Source organism: Paenarthrobacter nitroguajacolicus (assembly GCF_051027655.1).
Taxonomy (GTDB): Bacteria; Actinomycetota; Actinomycetes; order Actinomycetales; family Micrococcaceae; genus Arthrobacter; species Arthrobacter nitroguajacolicus.
In genome coordinates, this window is record NZ_CP073234.1 from 3,332,262 (window position 1) to 3,347,999 (window position 15,738).

23 protein-coding genes are annotated in these 15,738 nt (G+C 60.6%); 3 read left to right on the top strand and 20 right to left on the bottom strand.

Translation table 11 applies throughout. The features are described from left to right. Positions 1-18 precede the first annotated feature (18 nt). From KCX59_RS15785 to KCX59_RS15810, 6 genes are all read right to left on the bottom strand, one after another. Entirely contained in the window at positions 19-1,029 is a 1,011-nt protein-coding gene (locus KCX59_RS15785; protein ID WP_011775567.1) for a DNA-directed RNA polymerase subunit alpha, read from the bottom strand. Between the two features lie 149 nt (positions 1,030-1,178). After that, positions 1,179-1,580, bottom strand: a complete 402-nt coding sequence (gene rpsK / locus KCX59_RS15790) for a 30S ribosomal protein S11 (protein WP_014922380.1) — start codon at positions 1,578-1,580, stop codon at positions 1,179-1,181. A gap of 51 nt (positions 1,581-1,631) precedes the next feature. Continuing rightward, on the bottom strand, positions 1,632-2,009 hold the full coding sequence (rpsM, locus tag KCX59_RS15795; protein WP_011775569.1) for a 30S ribosomal protein S13: 378 nt from the start codon (positions 2,007-2,009) through the stop codon (positions 1,632-1,634). A 196-nt stretch (positions 2,010-2,205) separates the two neighbouring features. Then, a complete protein-coding gene (gene rpmJ, locus KCX59_RS15800) occupies positions 2,206-2,319 on the bottom strand; it encodes a 50S ribosomal protein L36 (RefSeq protein WP_011775570.1) in 114 nt (37 codons plus the stop codon). 72 nt (positions 2,320-2,391) lie between these two features. Continuing rightward, the gene (gene infA / locus KCX59_RS15805) at positions 2,392-2,613 is read right to left on the bottom strand and encodes a translation initiation factor IF-1 (protein WP_011775571.1); all 222 of its coding nucleotides are present in this window, start codon (positions 2,611-2,613) and stop codon (positions 2,392-2,394) included. A 195-nt stretch (positions 2,614-2,808) separates the two neighbouring features. Next, positions 2,809-3,825 (bottom strand): P1 family peptidase, encoded by a 1,017-nt coding sequence (locus KCX59_RS15810; protein WP_179019726.1) that lies wholly within the window; start codon positions 3,823-3,825, stop codon positions 2,809-2,811. Positions 3,826-4,207: 382 nt separating this feature from the next. Here KCX59_RS15810 and KCX59_RS15815 point away from each other — a divergent pair, with 382 nt between their 5' ends. Genes KCX59_RS15815 through KCX59_RS15825 form a run of 3 tightly spaced genes read left to right on the top strand, consistent with a single transcriptional unit; the run spans position 4,208 to position 7,504 of the window. Further along, positions 4,208-5,188 carry a carbohydrate ABC transporter permease gene (locus KCX59_RS15815; RefSeq protein ID WP_179019725.1) on the top strand — a complete coding sequence of 327 codons (981 nt, stop codon included), beginning with the start codon at positions 4,208-4,210 and terminating at the stop codon, positions 5,186-5,188. Further along, entirely contained in the window at positions 5,185-6,105 is a 921-nt protein-coding gene (locus KCX59_RS15820; protein ID WP_179019723.1) for a carbohydrate ABC transporter permease, read from the top strand. Before KCX59_RS15815 ends, KCX59_RS15820 begins: the two co-directional genes overlap by 4 nt. A gap of 52 nt (positions 6,106-6,157) precedes the next feature. After that, complete coding sequence (locus KCX59_RS15825) at positions 6,158-7,504, top strand: ABC transporter substrate-binding protein (RefSeq protein ID WP_178997197.1); 1,347 nt, start codon at positions 6,158-6,160, stop codon at positions 7,502-7,504. Positions 7,505-7,567: 63 nt separating this feature from the next. Here KCX59_RS15825 and map read toward each other — a convergent pair whose 3' ends face one another. From map to rpmC, 14 genes are all read right to left on the bottom strand, one after another. Next, positions 7,568-8,395: a type I methionyl aminopeptidase gene (map, locus tag KCX59_RS15830; RefSeq protein WP_178997199.1), complete on the bottom strand. Its 828-nt coding sequence runs from the start codon at positions 8,393-8,395 to the stop codon at positions 7,568-7,570. Positions 8,396-8,578: 183 nt separating this feature from the next. Next, a complete protein-coding gene (locus KCX59_RS15835; protein ID WP_178997654.1) occupies positions 8,579-9,148 on the bottom strand; it encodes an adenylate kinase in 570 nt (189 codons plus the stop codon). Positions 9,149-9,153: 5 nt separating this feature from the next. Further along, positions 9,154-10,464, bottom strand: a complete 1,311-nt coding sequence (gene secY, locus KCX59_RS15840; RefSeq protein ID WP_017200273.1) for a preprotein translocase subunit SecY — start codon at positions 10,462-10,464, stop codon at positions 9,154-9,156. Positions 10,465-10,649: 185 nt separating this feature from the next. Then, entirely contained in the window at positions 10,650-11,132 is a 483-nt protein-coding gene (rplO, locus tag KCX59_RS15845) for a 50S ribosomal protein L15 (protein WP_011775579.1), read from the bottom strand. Beyond that, positions 11,132-11,338, bottom strand: a complete 207-nt coding sequence (rpmD, locus tag KCX59_RS15850) for a 50S ribosomal protein L30 (protein WP_011775580.1) — start codon at positions 11,336-11,338, stop codon at positions 11,132-11,134. The genes rplO and rpmD overlap by 1 nt, the downstream gene beginning before the upstream one ends. Before the next feature lie 2 nt (positions 11,339-11,340). Further along, entirely contained in the window at positions 11,341-12,012 is a 672-nt protein-coding gene (gene rpsE / locus KCX59_RS15855) for a 30S ribosomal protein S5 (RefSeq protein ID WP_011775581.1), read from the bottom strand. A gap of 29 nt (positions 12,013-12,041) precedes the next feature. Then, entirely contained in the window at positions 12,042-12,425 is a 384-nt protein-coding gene (gene rplR / locus KCX59_RS15860) for a 50S ribosomal protein L18 (protein WP_011775582.1), read from the bottom strand. 3 nt (positions 12,426-12,428) lie between these two features. Beyond that, on the bottom strand, positions 12,429-12,965 hold the full coding sequence (gene rplF, locus KCX59_RS15865; RefSeq protein WP_062073167.1) for a 50S ribosomal protein L6: 537 nt from the start codon (positions 12,963-12,965) through the stop codon (positions 12,429-12,431). Positions 12,966-12,983: 18 nt separating this feature from the next. Then, a complete protein-coding gene (gene rpsH / locus KCX59_RS15870; RefSeq protein ID WP_011775584.1) occupies positions 12,984-13,382 on the bottom strand; it encodes a 30S ribosomal protein S8 in 399 nt (132 codons plus the stop codon). A 78-nt stretch (positions 13,383-13,460) separates the two neighbouring features. Next, entirely contained in the window at positions 13,461-14,039 is a 579-nt protein-coding gene (gene rplE, locus KCX59_RS15875) for a 50S ribosomal protein L5 (RefSeq protein WP_011775585.1), read from the bottom strand. Further along, positions 14,039-14,398, bottom strand: a complete 360-nt coding sequence (gene rplX, locus KCX59_RS15880; protein ID WP_011775586.1) for a 50S ribosomal protein L24 — start codon at positions 14,396-14,398, stop codon at positions 14,039-14,041. The genes rplE and rplX overlap by 1 nt, the downstream gene beginning before the upstream one ends. 3 nt (positions 14,399-14,401) lie before the next feature. Beyond that, on the bottom strand, positions 14,402-14,770 hold the full coding sequence (gene rplN / locus KCX59_RS15885; RefSeq protein ID WP_003803789.1) for a 50S ribosomal protein L14: 369 nt from the start codon (positions 14,768-14,770) through the stop codon (positions 14,402-14,404). Between the two features lie 353 nt (positions 14,771-15,123). Next, positions 15,124-15,420: a 30S ribosomal protein S17 gene (rpsQ, locus tag KCX59_RS15890; protein ID WP_011775587.1), complete on the bottom strand. Its 297-nt coding sequence runs from the start codon at positions 15,418-15,420 to the stop codon at positions 15,124-15,126. Then, entirely contained in the window at positions 15,417-15,737 is a 321-nt protein-coding gene (rpmC, locus tag KCX59_RS15895) for a 50S ribosomal protein L29 (protein WP_014922387.1), read from the bottom strand. Before rpmC ends, rpsQ begins: the two co-directional genes overlap by 4 nt. Position 15,738 lies beyond the last annotated feature (1 nt).

Below are 15,738 nucleotides of genomic sequence, written 5' to 3' on the forward strand. Positions count from 1 at the left end.
GCGGCCAAGATCTGCTGTTTAGAGCTCGTCGTCGCTGAACGCGGCGTCGTCCTCTTCGATGGCTGCGGCGCGGGCTGCGAGATCGAAACCGGGAGGGGAGTCCTTGAGGGACAGACCCAGTTCCACGAGCTTTGCCTTGACCTCGTCAATGGACTTCGCACCGAAGTTACGAATGTCCATCAGGTCAGCCTCGGAGCGGGCAACGAGTTCACCCACGGTGTGGATGCCCTCACGCTTGAGGCAGTTGTAGGAACGGACGGTGAGGTCCAGATCCTCGATCGGCAGAGCCATGTCCGCTGCCAGGGCAGCGTCCGTCGGCGACGGGCCAATCTCGATACCTTCAGCTGCGGTGTTCAGCTCACGAGCCAGACCGAACAGTTCCACCAAGGTGGTGCCTGCGGAAGCGACAGCATCGCGCGGGGCGATAGCCTGCTTGGTCTCGACGTCGACAATGAGCTTGTCGAAGTCGGTGCGCTGCTCAACACGGGTAGCTTCCACGCGGAAAGTTACCTTCATGACCGGCGAGTAGATCGAGTCAACCGGAATACGGCCGATCTCGGAGTCGCCGGACTTGTTCTGAGCTGCCGAAACGTAGCCACGGCCGCGCTCGATGGTCAGTTCGAGTTCGAACTTACCCTTCGAGTTCAGAGTGGCAATGTGCAGATCCGGGTTGTGGAATTCGACGCCGGCCGGCGGAGCGATGTCCGCGGCGGTGACGACTCCGGGGCCCTGCTTGCGCAGGTAAGCAACAACCGGCTCATCGTGCTCGGAGGAAACCGAAAGGTTCTTGATGTTCAGGATGATCTCGGTGACATCTTCCTTGACACCCGGAACCGTGGTGAACTCGTGCAGCACGCCATCGATCCGGATGCTGGTTACAGCGGCACCGGGGATGGAGGAGAGCAGGGTACGGCGGAGGGAGTTTCCGAGGGTGTAGCCGAAGCCCGGCTCCAGCGGTTCAATGATGAAACGGGAGCGGTTCTCGGATACAACTTCTTCAGACAGGGTGGGGCGCTGTGCAATGAGCACTTAGGTTTCCTTTCGGCGAGCATCCGCTATATGACGCAACACAGGTGGTGGAAATCGGCTTCGGTTTCCAGCCTGACCAGCCGGGCCATGCTGATGGATGATCGAAACCATCCATAGCAGGCCCGGCCGGTCAGGCGGGGAAGACCTAATTAGACGCGGCGGCGCTTCGGCGGGCGGCAACCGTTGTGGGCGCTGGGGGTGACGTCCTGGATGGAGCCAACCTCGAGGCCAGCGGCCTGAAGCGAACGGATTGCGGTTTCGCGTCCGGATCCCGGGCCCTTGACGAATACGTCAACCTTGCGCAGACCGTGCTCCTGAGCGCGCTTTGCAGCAGCTTCGGCAGCCATCTGGGCAGCGAACGGGGTGGACTTACGGGAGCCCTTGAAGCCAACCTCACCGGCGGAAGCCCATGAGATTACAGCACCGTTCGGGTCCGTGATGGACACGATGGTGTTGTTAAAGGTGCTCTTGATGTGCGCCTGGCCAAGCGCAATATTCTTCTTATCCTTGCGACGCGGCTTACGAACCGCTCCACGAGTCTTCGGGGGCATTGTTTCTCCTACAGAAAGTTATCGGGGGAAAACCGGATCAATCCCGAGGGATTAACGTCCGGCCTTCTTCTTGCCGGCGACGGTGCGCTTCGGGCCCTTACGGGTACGAGCGTTGGTCTTCGTACGCTGTCCGCGTACGGGCAGGCCCTTGCGGTGGCGCAGGCCTTCGTAGCTGCCGATCTCTACCTTGCGGCGGATGTCAGCGGCTACCTCGCGGCGAAGGTCACCCTCAACCTTGTAGTTGCCTTCAATGTAGTCACGCAGCTGGACCAGCTCGGCGTCAGTCAGGTCCTTGACGCGAACGTCAGCGCTGATGCCGGTGGCAGCCAGGGTTTCGTGTGCACGGGTCTTGCCCACGCCGTAGATGTAAGTAAGCGCAATTTCCAACCGCTTTTCGCGGGGAATGTCTACGCCAGCGAGACGAGCCATAGTGGCAGTACTCCTTGAATAAACCGGAGGTCGTAGGCAGTACACCCACACGTTCAGTGTGGCCCCAGCCTCCGACCGGGGGTTCGCTGACCAGGCTCTGTAATGCAGTCCTGGCACAGCTTGTGCTGCCTTTATTTACTTGCGTGGGCTAGCAGCCCAGGTTTGTCCTCGCGGACGCTGATTCCCGAAAGGGGAATTAGCCCTGGCGCTGCTTGTGGCGCGGGTTCTCGCAGATCACCATGACCCGGCCGTTACGGCGGATCACTTTGCACTTGTCGCAGATCTGCTTGACGCTCGGCTTGACCTTCATGGCGTTCCTTTGCGTGTTTTGCAGTTGATCTGCTGGAGCGGCTTAGGCACTATTGCCTTGCCGCCCAGCAATTTACTTGTAGCGGTAGACGATACGACCACGTGTGAGGTCGTATGGGCTCAGCTCCACCACTACCCGGTCCTCGGGGAGGATTCGAATGTAGTGCTGTCGCATCTTCCCAGAGATGTGTGCGAGAACGACGTGCTTATTGGTGAGCTCAACACGAAACATCGCATTGGGCAGCGCCTCAGTCACAACGCCCTCGATCTCAATGACCCCGTCCTTCTTGGCCATATCCTCCGCTAACTGTTGTTTGCCGCTGTCCTCCAGTTAGGCACCGAAGATCCAGCGGACGTTTTTTGTTTGCTTGGCCCTCTTGGAACCACGACACTAAAAAGGGCGTGGCTGCACAGACAACCAACAAATAACTCTACGCCAATGAGGCCGGAAAGTTAAATCCGTCAATGGTAGCGCACCTGCCTCCAGCCGTCACTCCCCCGCTTGCCGATACCGGGGGAAGTCACCCGCCGCCGTCGAAACGCTTTCGGCTGCCAGGACGCCGTCGAGAATCGCCAGCCGAACAGCTTCCGCAGCGGCGCTTTGGAGCGTTATCAGCGACACCTGCCGCGCCTGTTCAGTGCTGCGGTCAAGCCCGACGGCGCCGGTCGCCAACGCGAACACGGTGTCACCGTCCGCCAAAGTATGGGACGGATCCAACGCCCGGGCCAAGCCCGCATGCCCGGCAGAAGCAGTCCGCTTGCACTCAGCCACATCAAGTACGGCATTGGTCGCAATCACCACCAACGTGGTGTTGAGCCCCTGCGGCGGTGTCGCGAACGGCGCACCCGGCTGATCCTGCGGGCCTGGGGCCCGGCGGCGCGCGTCTAAGGGAGGCACGACCGAGCGCGCAGAGGGCTGCAGGTCCGCAGGGCCAAACACAGGCGCCCCCATCGCGTTCACCACCGCAATGGCTCCAACGATCACCCCGCCTTCAAGAGTGATGGACGACGTACCGATCCCGCCCTTGAACTGGCCGCGCGCAACAACGGCCCCGGTCCCGGCACCCACGTTTCCACGCTCGACGGCGGCATGGTCGCCTGCGGCGAAGGCTGCGGCGGCTGCCTGGTAGCCCATGTCGGCGCCGGGTCGCGCTTTGACGTCGCCACCGCGCCCGAGGTCGAAGATGGCGGCCGCCGGCACAATCGGCACCACAGTCCCGGGAACAGCGAAACCTCTGCCCTGCTCCTCACACCACAGCTGCGCCCCACCCGCGGAGGCCAGTCCAAACGCGCTACCCCCGGTCAGCACTACGGCATCCACGGTGGAAACCAGCGTTGTCGGATCCAGGGCATCTGTCTCGTGAGTCCCCGGCCCCCCGCCGCGCACATCCACGGACCCCACCGTCCCCACAGGCGGAAGCACCACAGTAACCCCGGACAACCACCCCTCCCCCACCCTCTGCACATGCCCAACCCGTATGCCAGCAACATCGGTGATCGAATTCATGGCTCCATTCTCCACCTGCCACACTCCCCGCCTCGAAGGCCAGCCGGGCGGTGACCCGGCAGCGCGCGTCTAAGGTGGGCCCACGACGGCCGGGTTCCCTGGCCGAGCTTGCGAGGTTAGGGGGCCGTTGGGGAGGAACGACCGAGCGCGCAGAGGGGCTCAGCCCGCCCGCAGGGCAAGGACCCATGGAAAGTGGGAGCCGAGCCTCGAATTCGAACACGCGAGTAACGTCGCGTAAACGGCTCTGGAAGTGTCAGCCAACTATCGGTACGGGGCATCCTTTTCGTCCGGTCGGTGACTTTCGGTGTGGTGAGCTAGGCCTGTCTTCGCCGCCCCGGTCCGGGAGCTGGCGCCCGCCTTGGCCCGAAAACGTTAGTGACTCATGACTACCCGACAGATTCAAAGCAGCAGTGCTGCACCTGCTGGAAGGCCGGATTCCACGCCGTCGGTCGACGCCGCCCGGCCCCGTCCGGGGAGACGGCGCTCGTCCGGCCGCAGCCGCAAGGACTTCCTGGTCTTCCTGGCCATGGCCCTGCCTAACCTCGTTCTGATCGGCACGTTCACCTATTGGCCGCTGATCAATAACATCTACTACTCAACGTTGGATTGGACGCTCGGCTCGGCTTCGGCCACGGTTGTTGGGCTGCAGAACTATGTCACGTTCTTCACCAGTGAGGATGCGTCCAAGGTCCTGGGGACTACGGCTATCTTCACCCTGGTGACGGTGGGCGGTTCGATGGTCCTCGGCCTGTTGGTTGCCCTTGCTTTGAACTCCAAGGTCCGCGGCACCACGTTCGCCCGTTCCGCGGTGTTCGCGCCCTATGTGCTGTCCGGCGTGGGTGTTGGCTTGGTGTGGTTGTTTATCTTCGATCCCGGCTACGGAGTGCTCGCCTGGGTCCTGCGCGGCCTTGGACAACAGAGCCCGCAGTGGATCAACGATCCCCAGCTCTCGTTGGTGATGGTCATCATCGTGTACGTCTGGAAGAACCTCGGCTACTGTGCCGTGGTCTATCTGGCGGGCCTGCAGTCCCTGCCCCGCGACGTGATGGAAGCTGCGGCGTTGGACGGCGCAAACAACGTGCGGAGATTTTTCAACATCTCCATGCCTTTGCTCTCCCCCACCACGTTCTTCCTGCTGATCACCACGATGCTGAGTTCATTGCAGGCCTTCGACCTCATCCGCATCATGACACCGTTGGGCAACGGCACCAGCACGCTGATTTACGAGGCGTACTTGCAGGCGTTCGGGGCCTACAACCGGGCAGGCTACTCTGCGGCGATTTCGGTGATCCTTTTCGCGATCCTACTGATCATTACTGTTCTTCAACTGCGGTTCGTTGAGCGAAAGGTCCACTACTCATGAGCGAGCCCTCACCCGCCGTCGTCGTTGATCCCCCGCAAGAGGCCGCACAGCCAGCTGCACAGCCAGAGCGTCCGCGCCCCTTCTCCAGCGCAAACCTCCTCCAGACACTGGCTACCGGCTACATTCCATTGATCATTGCCACGCTTGTGGTGTTCCTTCCGTTGCTCTGGATGTTGTTGAGTTCCTTCAAGCAACCGGGCGAGATCGTCACCATGGATCTGAAGATCCTGCCTGAGTCCCTGAACCTGGAGAACTATGCCACGGCCATGACCACGGTCCCGTTCGCACAGTTCTTCGCCAACAGCCTGATCGTTACGGTGGTGGGTTCGAGCATCAAGGTCGTCCTGGCGATTCTGACGGCTTACGCGCTGGTGTTTGTTCGCTTCCCGTTCAAGAACGTGATCTTCGTGCTGATCCTCGTGGCCCTCATGGTCCCTGCGCAGGTCTCCATCCTGCCCAACTACATCCTGATCGCCGGGATGGGCGGCAAGAACACCCTGTGGGGCATCATCCTTCCAGGCTTGGGGACGGCGTTCGGTACCTTCCTGCTCCGACAACACTTCCTGACCCTGCCGCCGTCGATCCTCGAAGCAGCTGAAATCGACGGCGCGGGTCATTGGCGCCGGCTGTGGCAGATCATCGTGCCCGTCTCGGTGCCCTCGATCGCAACGGTCGCTCTGGTAACTGTGGTCAGCGAATGGAACGACTACATCTGGCCGCTCATCATCACTGACCGCCCCGAAACCATGACGCTCCCGGTGGGCCTGACCCTGCTGCAGAACTCGGAAGGCAATGGGGCCGGTTGGGGAATCCTCATGGCAGGCGCCGTACTGGTGATCGTTCCCATTCTGCTGGTGTTCGCAGCGCTCCAGCGCTACATCGTTGCCGGCCTGACCCAAGGCAGTGTCACCGGCTGATTTTCTCCCACCGCACCATTCGCATCGAAGTACGTTATTGAGAGGAAGCATCATGCACACCAACCTTGACCGCCGACATTTCCTTGGACTGGCAGGCCTCGGCGCCGGAGCTGCGGCCCTCGCCGCATGCGGCGGACCGTCGACGGCGGGTACGGCAGACGCCGTCGACACCGCCACGATTGACTTCAGCGGAGTAAAGCCCGCAGCTTCCATCGACTTCTGGACCAACCACCCGGGTAAGTCACAGGACGTGGAGAAGGCGATTATCGAGAAGTTCCACGCCAAATTCCCAGACATCAAGGTCAACCTGGTGACGGCGGGCGCCAACTACGAAGAGATCGCCCAGAAGTTCCAGACGTCGCAGGCAGCCAAGACGGGCTTGCCGGGACTGGTAGTCCTTTCTGACGTCTGGTGGTTCCGCTACTACTCCAACGGCAGCATCATTCCCATCGATAGCTTGGTGAAGCAGCTGGATATCAAAATCGACGACTTCCAAAAGTCGCTGGTGGACGACTACAAATACGAGGACAAGCAGTGGGCGCTCCCCTACGGCCGTTCCACGCCGCTTTTCTACTACAACAAGGACCATTTCAAGGCCGCCGGACTTCCCGACAGGGCGCCGGCCACCTGGCAAGAGTTCGCAGAGTGGGCGCCGAAACTCAAGGCCACCTCGGGTGCACAATACGCCTACATCTACCCCGCCCTGGCCGGCTACGCAGGGTGGACCCTGCAGAACAACCTGTGGGGTTGGGGAGGCAGCTGGTCAAAGGACTGGAACATCACCTGCGATTCGCCGCAGTCCGTAGCCGCACTTCAGTGGGCCCAGGACTCCATTTATAAGGACGGTTGGGCCGGCGTTTCGTCCAAAGAGGCAGCAGACGACTTCGCCGCCGGGATCACCTCGTCAACTATCTCTTCCACAGGTTCCTTGCTCGGCGTCCTGAAGGCCGCCAAATTCAACGTTGGCGTCGGCTTCCTGCCCGGCGGCCCTGAGGCGCCCAGCGGCGTTTGCCCCACGGGCGGCGCGGGCCTCGGCATCCCCAGCGGCATCAGCAAGGAAGAGCAGTTGGCCGCGGCGACGTTCCTCAAGTTCATGACCGAACCTGAGAACACTGCCGCCTTCTCGGCCGCCACCGGCTACATGCCCACCAGGCTCTCAGCTGACATGACAGCGGTTCTTGCGGCAACGCCACAGATCAAGACCGCCATGGATCAACTCACCGCCACCAGGGTTCAGGACAATGCCCGCGTGTTCTTGCCGGGCGCTGACCAGGAGATGGCCAAATCGGCGGCCAAGATACTGACGCAACAAGGTGACGTCCAAACAACCATGACCGAGCTAAAGAAGACCCTCGAGGGCATCTACACCAAGGATGTAAAGCCCAAACTGAAGGCATAACTGCTTTCCTGGATATGCAAAGAGCTGGGCTACTTGAGTAGCCCAGCTCTTCATTTGCAGGTGTTACGGGATGGGAACAGGCACGACGCCGAGCGGTGCCAACTGCTCGGCGCCCCCATCCGGGGCGGACAGGACCCAGATGCCCTTTTCGTGAACAGCTACCGAATGCTCCCACTGGCAGGAACGCTTGCCGTCCGTGGTGACGACGGTCCAGTCGTCGTCGAGGGTAGCAGTCTCGATGCCTCCACGTACCAGCATGGGTTCAATGGCCAGGCATAGGCCGGGCCGGATCTTGGGGCCGCGGTGGCTGGTCCGGTAGTTCAGAACGTCCGGGGCCATGTGCATCTCCGAACCAATGCCGTGGCCGACGTAATCCTCCAGGATGCCCAACGGCTTTCCAGGGACGGATGACACATAGTCATCGATCGCGTTGCCGATGTCTCCCACAAACTTGCCTTGGGCGAGGGCTGCGATGCCCCGCCACATGGCTGCCTCGGTGACATCGGAAAGACGCTGGTCTTCGGGATCAACGTTGCCAACAATTACGGTCCTGGCAGAGTCGGAATGCCAGCCGTCAACGATGCAGCCGCCGTCGATGGAGATAATATCGCCGTCGTTGAGGACCCTGCCGCCCGGGATGCCATGCACCACTTCCTCATTGACCGAGGTGCAGATGGTGGCCGGGAAGCCGTGATAACCAAGAAAGTTCGACTTTGCTCCGGCATCGTTGAGGACTGCGGCGAAGACATCGTCCAGGTCCTTGGTGGTGACGCCCGGCTTGGCCGCCGCAACGGCAGCGTCGAGTGCACGGCTCAGGACAAGGCCTGCCTGGTGCATGGTGCGCATCTGCTCGTTGGTTTTGTATTCAATGCGGGGCTGACCGAACGCCATGATCTCCTCTGGAAGGTTTGCTGTCGAGGCCGACCAGGCCCCGTGCTTCAACCATTTTCCCGTACCCGGGAGCATGGCCGAAATTGGAATGCAGCGTGAAAAAGAAAGGGGCGTGTCCCGCACTCACCGTACGGGACACACCCCTCGCTCCACTGCCGTTTTACCGGCTATGTGGAGAACCAGCTAAACGGCCTTGGCCGACTCGATCGCCGTCAGCACACGGTCGGTAACTTCGTCGATACCACCGATGCCATCAACCTGCGTGAGGATGCCACGCTCGGCGTACTTGGCCACAACTGCCTCAGTCTGCTCGTGGTAGAGATCCAGGCGGTGCCGGATGACGGTTTCGTTGTCATCCGAACGGCCCGTTTCCTTGGCGCGGCCAAGGAGGCGGGTTACCAGCTCTTCATCGTCGGCGGTCAGCTGGAGCACGACGTCGAGCTCCTGCTCACCCTCAGCGAGGATCTGGTCAAGGTAGTCCACCTGCGCGGTGGTGCGCGGGTAGCCATCCAGGAGGAAGCCGTTTTCGACGTCGCTCTGGCTCAGGCGATCGCGAACCATGTCGTTCGTGACGCTGTCCGGAACGAAGTCCCCGGCGTCCATGTACTTCTTTGCTTCGATGCCCAAAGGGGTTTCGCCCTTTACGTTGGCACGGAAGATGTCGCCGGTGGAGATGGCGACTACGCCGAGGCGCTCGGAAATCCGCTCAGCCTGCGTACCCTTGCCCGAACCGGGAGGTCCAATGATCAGCATTCTCGTCATCGCAAAAGCCCTTCGTAGTGACGTTGTTGTAGCTGCGCATCAATCTGCTTGACGGTCTCCAGGCCAACACCCACCATGATCAGGATTGACGTGCCACCGAACGGGAAGTTCTGGTTGGCGTTGATCAGGACGAGTGCAACCAAAGGAATCAACGCCACGAAGCCCAGGTAAAGGGCTCCAGGCAAGGTGATCCTGGAAAGCACGTACTGCAGGTAGTCCGCGGTCGGTTTACCCGCCCGGATGCCCGGAATAAACCCGCCGTACTTCTTCATGTTGTCCGACACTTCTTCAGGGTTGAAGGTGATGGCAACGTAGAAGTAGGTGAAGAAAACAATCATGGCGAAATACAGCGCCATGTAGATGGGGTGGTCGCCACGGGTGAGGTTGTTGTTGATCCACTCAACCCACGGGGCCATCTGCTCCCCTGGCGCCGGCTGGTTGAACTGTGAAATCAGCCCGGGCAGGTAGAGCATGGAGGAGGCGAAGATAACAGGCACGACGCCGGCCATGTTCACCTTGATGGGGATGTAGGTGCTGGTGCCACCCACTGTGCGGCGTCCGATCATGCGCTTGGCGTACTGAACGGGAACGCGGCGCTGGGACTGCTCCACGAAGACCACCAAGGCCACCGTCAGCAAGCCGACGGCCAGGACCATGAAGAAGGTGCCCGGGCCCTTCGACTCCCAGATGGAGCCCAGCGAGCCGGGGAAGCTTGCAGCGATGGAGGTGAAGATGAGCAGCGACATGCCGTTGCCCACACCCTTTTCGGTGACCAGTTCGCCCATCCACATGATGAGGCCTGTGCCGGCCGTCAACGTGATGATGATGAGGATGGTGGTCATGATGCTCTCATCAGGAATGATGGGCAGGTTGCAGCCTGGCAGCAGCTGGCCGGACCGGGCGAGCGACACCAACGTGGTGGCGTTCAGCAGTCCGAGAGCGATAGTGAGGTACCGGGTGTACTGCGTCAACTTTGACTGACCGGAGGAGCCCTCTTCGTAGAGCTGCTGGAACCGGGGAATGACCACCCGGAGCAGCTGCACGATGATGCTCGCCGTGATGTAGGGCATGATGCCCAAGGCAAACACTGAAACCTGCAGCAACGCGCCGCCGCTGAACAAGTTCACCAGCTGGTAGATGCCCTGCGAGGTGTCACCGGTGTTCAAGCATTGCTGGACATTCTGGTAGTTCACACCAGGCGAGGGGATAAAAGCTCCCAAGCGGAAGATTGTGATGATTCCCAGCGTGAACAACAACTTGCGTCGCAAATCAGGCGTCCGAAACGCCCGGCCGAATGCGCTTAGCAAGCGTCCTCCTGAGTAGAAAGTACAAGGATGTGGATGGGATCAATGAAACCCAACAACCGAGTCTAACCGCTTGTGACGCCGTCGGAATAATCGAGAGTCCACAATCACGCAAAAAATCCCGGTATACAGGGCCGAAGCCCCGCATACCGGGATCCTTTTACAACGGGCATTTGCCCCACTGGCTCTTAGAGAGCAGTGGTGCTTCCGCCTGCTGCAGCAATCTTTTCCGCAGCGCTGGAAGAGAATGCGTGGGCGGTGACGTCAACCTTGACGGTGATGTCGCCGGTGCCCAGCACCTTGACGGGCTGGTTCTTGCGAACGGCACCCTTCTCAACCAGGGACTCGACGGTGACAACGCCACCTTCCGGGAACAGCTCGTTGAGCTTCTCCAGGTTAACAACCTGGAACTCAACCCGGAACGGGTTCTTGAAGCCGCGCAGCTTCGGCAGGCGCATGTGCAGCGGCAGCTGGCCGCCGGCAAAGCCAGCCTTTACCTGGTAGCGGGCCTTCGTACCCTTGGTACCGCGACCAGCGGTCTTACCCTTGGAGCCTTCACCACGACCAACACGGGTCTTGGCGGTCTTGGCACCCGGGGCGGGGCGCAGGTGGTGGACCTTCAGAGCGTGCTGCTTCTCAGCAGTCTCTTCGGCGGTCTTGTTCTCTGCCATTACTTCGCCTCCTCTACATTCACGAGGTGCGGAACCGTGTTCAGCATTCCAACGGTCACAGCGTCAGCGTTACGGACAACGGTGTGTCCGATGCGCTTCAGGCCGAGAGACCGGAGGGTGGCCTTCTGGTTCTGCTTGGCGCCAATGACGCCCTTGATCTGGGTGATCTCCAACTTGGCGTCGGAGGGAGTCAGGTTCTTAGCCATGACTAAACACCTGCCTTCTGGTTCTGGAGCGCGCGCACCAGAGCAGCAGGAGCAACCTCGTCCAGCGGCAGGCCACGGCGGGCAGCCACGGAAGCGGGCTCTTCGAGCTGCTTCAGAGCGGCAACAGTCGCGTGAACGATGTTGATCGCGTTTGAGGAACCGAGCGACTTGGAGAGGATGTCGTGGATACCCACGCACTCCAATACCGCGCGGACCGGACCACCGGCGATAACACCGGTACCGGCGGAAGCCGGACGCAGCAGGACTACACCTGCAGCGGCCTCACCCTGCACACGGTGCGGGATGGTGCTGCCAACGCGGGGAACGCGGAAGAAGGACTTCTTGGCCTCTTCAACGCCCTTTGCGATAGCCGCGGGAACTTCCTTGGCCTTGCCGTAGCCGACGCCGACCATACCGTTGCCGTCACCGACGACGACGAGAGCGGTGAAGCTGAAGCGACGACCACCCTTGACGACCTTGGCAACGCGGTTGATGGTGACAACGCGCTCTACGAACTGGCTCTTCTCAGCCTCACGACCGCCGTCGCGGCCACCACGGCCACCACGGTCGCCGCGGCCCTGGCCACGGTCGCCGCGCTCACCACGACGTCCGCCGCGGCGGTCATCGGTAGCGGGTGCGGTCTCAGTTGCTTCAGCAGCTACAGCTTCAGTCACCTGGGTGTCCTTTTCGTTATTTTCAACGGTCACAGTGCCAGCCCACCTTCGCGAGCACCGTCAGCGACGGCGGCGATGCGGCCGTGGTACTTGTTACCGCCACGGTCGAAGACAACAGCTTCGACGCCTGCAGCCTTGGCACGCTCGGCTACGAGCTCGCCGACGCGCTTGGCCTTGGCAGTCTTGTCTCCGTCAAATGCGCGGAGGTCAGCTTCCAGGGTGGAAGCGTAAGCCACGGTTACACCCTTGCTGTCATCGACAACCTGGACGAATACGTGACGTGCCGAACGGTTGACGACCAGACGAGGACGTACAGCCGTACCGGTGATGCGCTTGCGGATACGAAGCTGGCGACGGCTGCGTGCAGCAGACTTGCTCTTGTTCGAACGCTTCTTGTTAATTGCGATGGCCATGGTTTACTTACCAGCCTTTCCGACCTTGCGGCGGATGACTTCGCCGGCGTAACGGACACCCTTGCCCTTGTAGGGGTCGGGCTTGCGCAGCTTGCGAATGTTGGCAGCAACCTCGCCGACCTGCTGCTTGTTGATACCCGCAACAGAGAGCTTGGTCGGACCCTCTACTACGAAGGTGATGCCTTCGGGTGCAGAGACGCTGACCGGGTGGCTGTAGCCCAGAGCGAACTCCAGGTCAGAACCCTTGGCCTGAACGCGGTAACCAGTACCAACGATTTCAAGCTTCTTCTCGTAGCCCTCGGTAACGCCCTGGATCATGTTGGCGATCAGGGTGCGGGTCAGGCCGTGCAGCGAACGCGAGTTGCGCTCGTCGTTCGGGCGGGTGACCGTGAGAGTGTTCTCTTCCTGGGTAACCTCGATCGGGCTGGCCACAGTGTGGCTCAGCTCGCCTTTGGCACCTTTGACGCTGATGACGGAGCCATCGAGCTTGACCTCAACTCCGGCAGGAACGGTGATGGGGAGACGTCCAATACGTGACATTATTCTCTTCCTTTCCCGTTACCAGACGTACGCGAGGACTTCGCCGCCCACGCCCTTCTTGCCGGCCTGCTTGTCAGTCAGGAGGCCGGAAGAGGTGGACAGGATTGCGATACCCAGGCCACCCAGCACGTGCGGCAGGTTGGTGGACTTCGCGTAAACGCGGAGGCCCGGCTTGGAGATGCGGCGGACGCCAGCGATGGAACGCTCGCGGTTCGGACCGAACTTCAGGTCGATGGTCAGCTTCTTGCCAACCTCGGCGTCTTCTTCCTTCCAGCCGGCAATGTAGCCTTCTGCCTTCAGGATGTCAGCAACGCGTGCCTTCAGTTTGCTGTACGGCATGGACACGGTGTCGTGGTATGCCGAGTTTGCATTGCGCAGACGCGTGAGCATGTCTGCGACAGGATCTGTCATAGTCATTTGGGCTATAGCCCTTCCTCGTACCGGTTTCCGCTGCGCTTGCTCCTAAGAGCCTGCGCGGACGGACCTGTCACGTAGTTAGTTTTCGGTCTTGAACGGGAAACCAAGCGCCTTGAGCAGCGCGCGGCCTTCGTCATCGGTCTTGGCGGTGGTGACGACCGTGATGTCCATACCGCGAACGCGGTCAATGGAGTCCTGGTCGATTTCGTGGAACATAACCTGCTCGGTCAGACCGAAGGTGTAGTTGCCGTTGCCATCAAACTGCTTGCCGTTGAGGCCGCGGAAGTCGCGGATACGCGGCAGTGCCAGCGAAACCAGACGGTCCACGAATTCCCACATGCGGTCTCCACGCAGAGTTGCGTGTGCACCGATGGGCATGCCTTCGCGCAGCTTGAACTGTGCGATAGACTTGCGGGCCTTGGTTACCTGCGGCTTCTGGCCGGTGATCAGGGTGAGGTCGCGGACAGCGCCGTCGATCAGCTTGGAGTCCTTGGCGGCATCTCCAACACCCATGTTCACTACAACCTTCACCAGGCGGGGAACCTGGTTGACGTTCGCGTAGCTGAATTCGTCCTGCAGTGACTTCTTGATGGTCTCTGCGTACTTCGTCTTCAGACGCGGAACGATCTTTACCGGAGTCTCGAGAGTCTCAGTCATTAGATGTCCTTCCCGGTGGCCTTGGACACGCGGATACGGACGGTCTTGGTAGCGCCATCCTTCTCAACGGTGTCGAGACGGAAACCAACACGGGTCGGCTTCTTGGTGGACGGGTCAACCAAAGCAACGTTGGAAACGTGGATCGGGGCTTCAACAACCTCGATGCCACCGGTCTTGGTGCCGCGCTGCGACTGACCGACCTTGGAGTGCTTGGTGACGCGGTTGATTCCCTCTACCAGCACGCGGTTGGTGTCGGGGAATACGCGCAGGACCTTGCCCTGCTTGCCGCGGTCGCCGCCACGTTCCTGCTTGGCGCCAGTGATGACCTGAACGAGGTCACCCTTCTTGATCTTAGCCATGGACTAAAGCACCTCCGGGGCCAGCGAAACGATCTTCATGAACTTCTTGTCGCGAAGTTCACGACCAACCGGGCCGAAGATACGGGTACCGCGGGGGTCACCGTCGTTCTTCAGGATCACAGCTGCGTTTTCGTCAAACTTGATGTAGGAACCATCCGCACGGCGGCGTTCCTTCTTGGTACGAACGATGACAGCCTTGACGACGTCACCCTTCTTTACGTTGCCGCCAGGGATAGCGTCCTTGACGGTGGCGACGATGACGTCGCCGATGCCTGCGTAGCGACGACCGGATCCACCGAGAACGCGAATGGTAAGGATTTCCTTAGCACCCGTGTTGTCGGCGACCTTGAGTCGCGACTCCTGCTGAATCAATTTTTACTCCTTGCGTCGCGCCGGTTCTCAGACCGAAATCATGCATACGGAATGAGCCTTGCGGAACGGTTGATCGGGGTGTCTCTTGACCTGCCTGGATTTTGCCAGTACAGGCCTAAACGCCCGTGCCACAAGCATCAGCTTCCCTTGCAGAAAACTCTGCGCGGGGCAGTATGCAGCGGCACGATTGTTTACGAGGTAGTGGACGACGCACAAGTGGCGCCATACAAACTCAATATCCTAGCACGTTTACAGCCTGAAACCGAAACGGCGGGAGAAGCGGAAAGGCCCGCATTCCCAAAGGAATGCGGGCCTTTCCAGTGAATCACTGCCAGGCGTGCCCGGCGTCGGATTTACTTGGCCTTTTCGAGGATCTCCACCAGACGCCACCGCTTGGTAGCGGACAGCGGGCGGGTCTCAGAGATGAGAACGAGGTCGCCGATGCCGGCGGTGTTCTCTTCGTCGTGAGCCTTGATCTTCGAGGTGCGGCGAATAACCTTGCCGTACAGAGCGTGCTTCACGCGGTCTTCAACCTGAACAACGATGGTCTTTTCCATCTTGTCAGAGACAACGTAGCCGCGACGCGTCTTACGGTAACCGCGCTGTTCAGCGCTGGCTGCTGCTTCCGTCACAGTTTCCTTCTCGCTCACTTGGCGTCCTCTCCAGCTTCAACCTCGGCCTTTTCAGCCTTGGCAGCCTTCTTGGACTTCTTTTCTTCCTTGGCTTCCACAACCGGTGCGGCAACCTCGGCACGAATGCCCAGCTCGCGCTCACGGAGAACGGTGTAGATGCGTGCGATGTCCTTCTTTACCGCACGCAGGCGACCGTGGTTCTCCAGCTGTCCGGTGGCGGACTGGAAACGCAGGTTGAACAGCTCTTCCTTGGACTTGCGGAGTTCTTCAACGAGACGCTCGTTGTCGAAACCGTCCAGCTGTGCGGGTGCGAGATCCTTCGACCCTACTGCCATT

Excerpts from the sequence above, each read along its gene's own strand:
- rpsK (WP_014922380.1), bottom strand. The coding sequence starts at position 1,580 with ATGCCCCCGAAGACTCGTGGAGCGGTTCGTAAGCCGCGTCGCAAGGAT.
- rplF (WP_062073167.1), bottom strand. The coding sequence starts at position 12,965 with ATGTCACGTATTGGACGTCTCCCCATCACCGTTCCTGCCGGAGTTGAG.
- rpsH (WP_011775584.1), bottom strand. The coding sequence starts at position 13,382 with ATGACTATGACAGATCCTGTCGCAGACATGCTCACGCGTCTGCGCAAT.
- KCX59_RS15835 (WP_178997654.1), bottom strand. The coding sequence starts at position 9,148 with ATGCTGATCATTGGACCTCCCGGTTCGGGCAAGGGTACGCAGGCTGAG.
- rpmJ (WP_011775570.1), bottom strand. The coding sequence starts at position 2,319 with ATGAAGGTCAAGCCGAGCGTCAAGCAGATCTGCGACAAGTGCAAAGTG.
- rplO (WP_011775579.1), bottom strand. The coding sequence starts at position 11,132 with ATGGCAGAGAACAAGACCGCCGAAGAGACTGCTGAGAAGCAGCACGCT.
- rplR (WP_011775582.1), bottom strand. The coding sequence starts at position 12,425 with ATGGCCATCGCAATTAACAAGAAGCGTTCGAACAAGAGCAAGTCTGCT.
- KCX59_RS15820 (WP_179019723.1), top strand. The coding sequence starts at position 5,185 with ATGAGCGAGCCCTCACCCGCCGTCGTCGTTGATCCCCCGCAAGAGGCC.
- map (WP_178997199.1), bottom strand. The coding sequence starts at position 8,395 with ATGGCGTTCGGTCAGCCCCGCATTGAATACAAAACCAACGAGCAGATG.
- rpmD (WP_011775580.1), bottom strand. The coding sequence starts at position 11,338 with ATGGCTAAGAACCTGACTCCCTCCGACGCCAAGTTGGAGATCACCCAG.
- KCX59_RS15810 (WP_179019726.1), bottom strand. The coding sequence starts at position 3,825 with ATGAATTCGATCACCGATGTTGCTGGCATACGGGTTGGGCATGTGCAG.
- rplE (WP_011775585.1), bottom strand. The coding sequence starts at position 14,039 with ATGACTGAGACTCTCGAGACTCCGGTAAAGATCGTTCCGCGTCTGAAG.
- rpmC (WP_014922387.1), bottom strand. The coding sequence starts at position 15,737 with ATGGCAGTAGGGTCGAAGGATCTCGCACCCGCACAGCTGGACGGTTTC.
- KCX59_RS15815 (WP_179019725.1), top strand. The coding sequence starts at position 4,208 with ATGACTACCCGACAGATTCAAAGCAGCAGTGCTGCACCTGCTGGAAGG.
- KCX59_RS15825 (WP_178997197.1), top strand. The coding sequence starts at position 6,158 with ATGCACACCAACCTTGACCGCCGACATTTCCTTGGACTGGCAGGCCTC.
- rplX (WP_011775586.1), bottom strand. The coding sequence starts at position 14,398 with ATGGCTAAGATCAAGAAGGGTGACCTCGTTCAGGTCATCACTGGCGCC.
- infA (WP_011775571.1), bottom strand. The coding sequence starts at position 2,613 with ATGGCCAAGAAGGACGGGGTCATTGAGATCGAGGGCGTTGTGACTGAG.
- rpsM (WP_011775569.1), bottom strand. The coding sequence starts at position 2,009 with ATGGCTCGTCTCGCTGGCGTAGACATTCCCCGCGAAAAGCGGTTGGAA.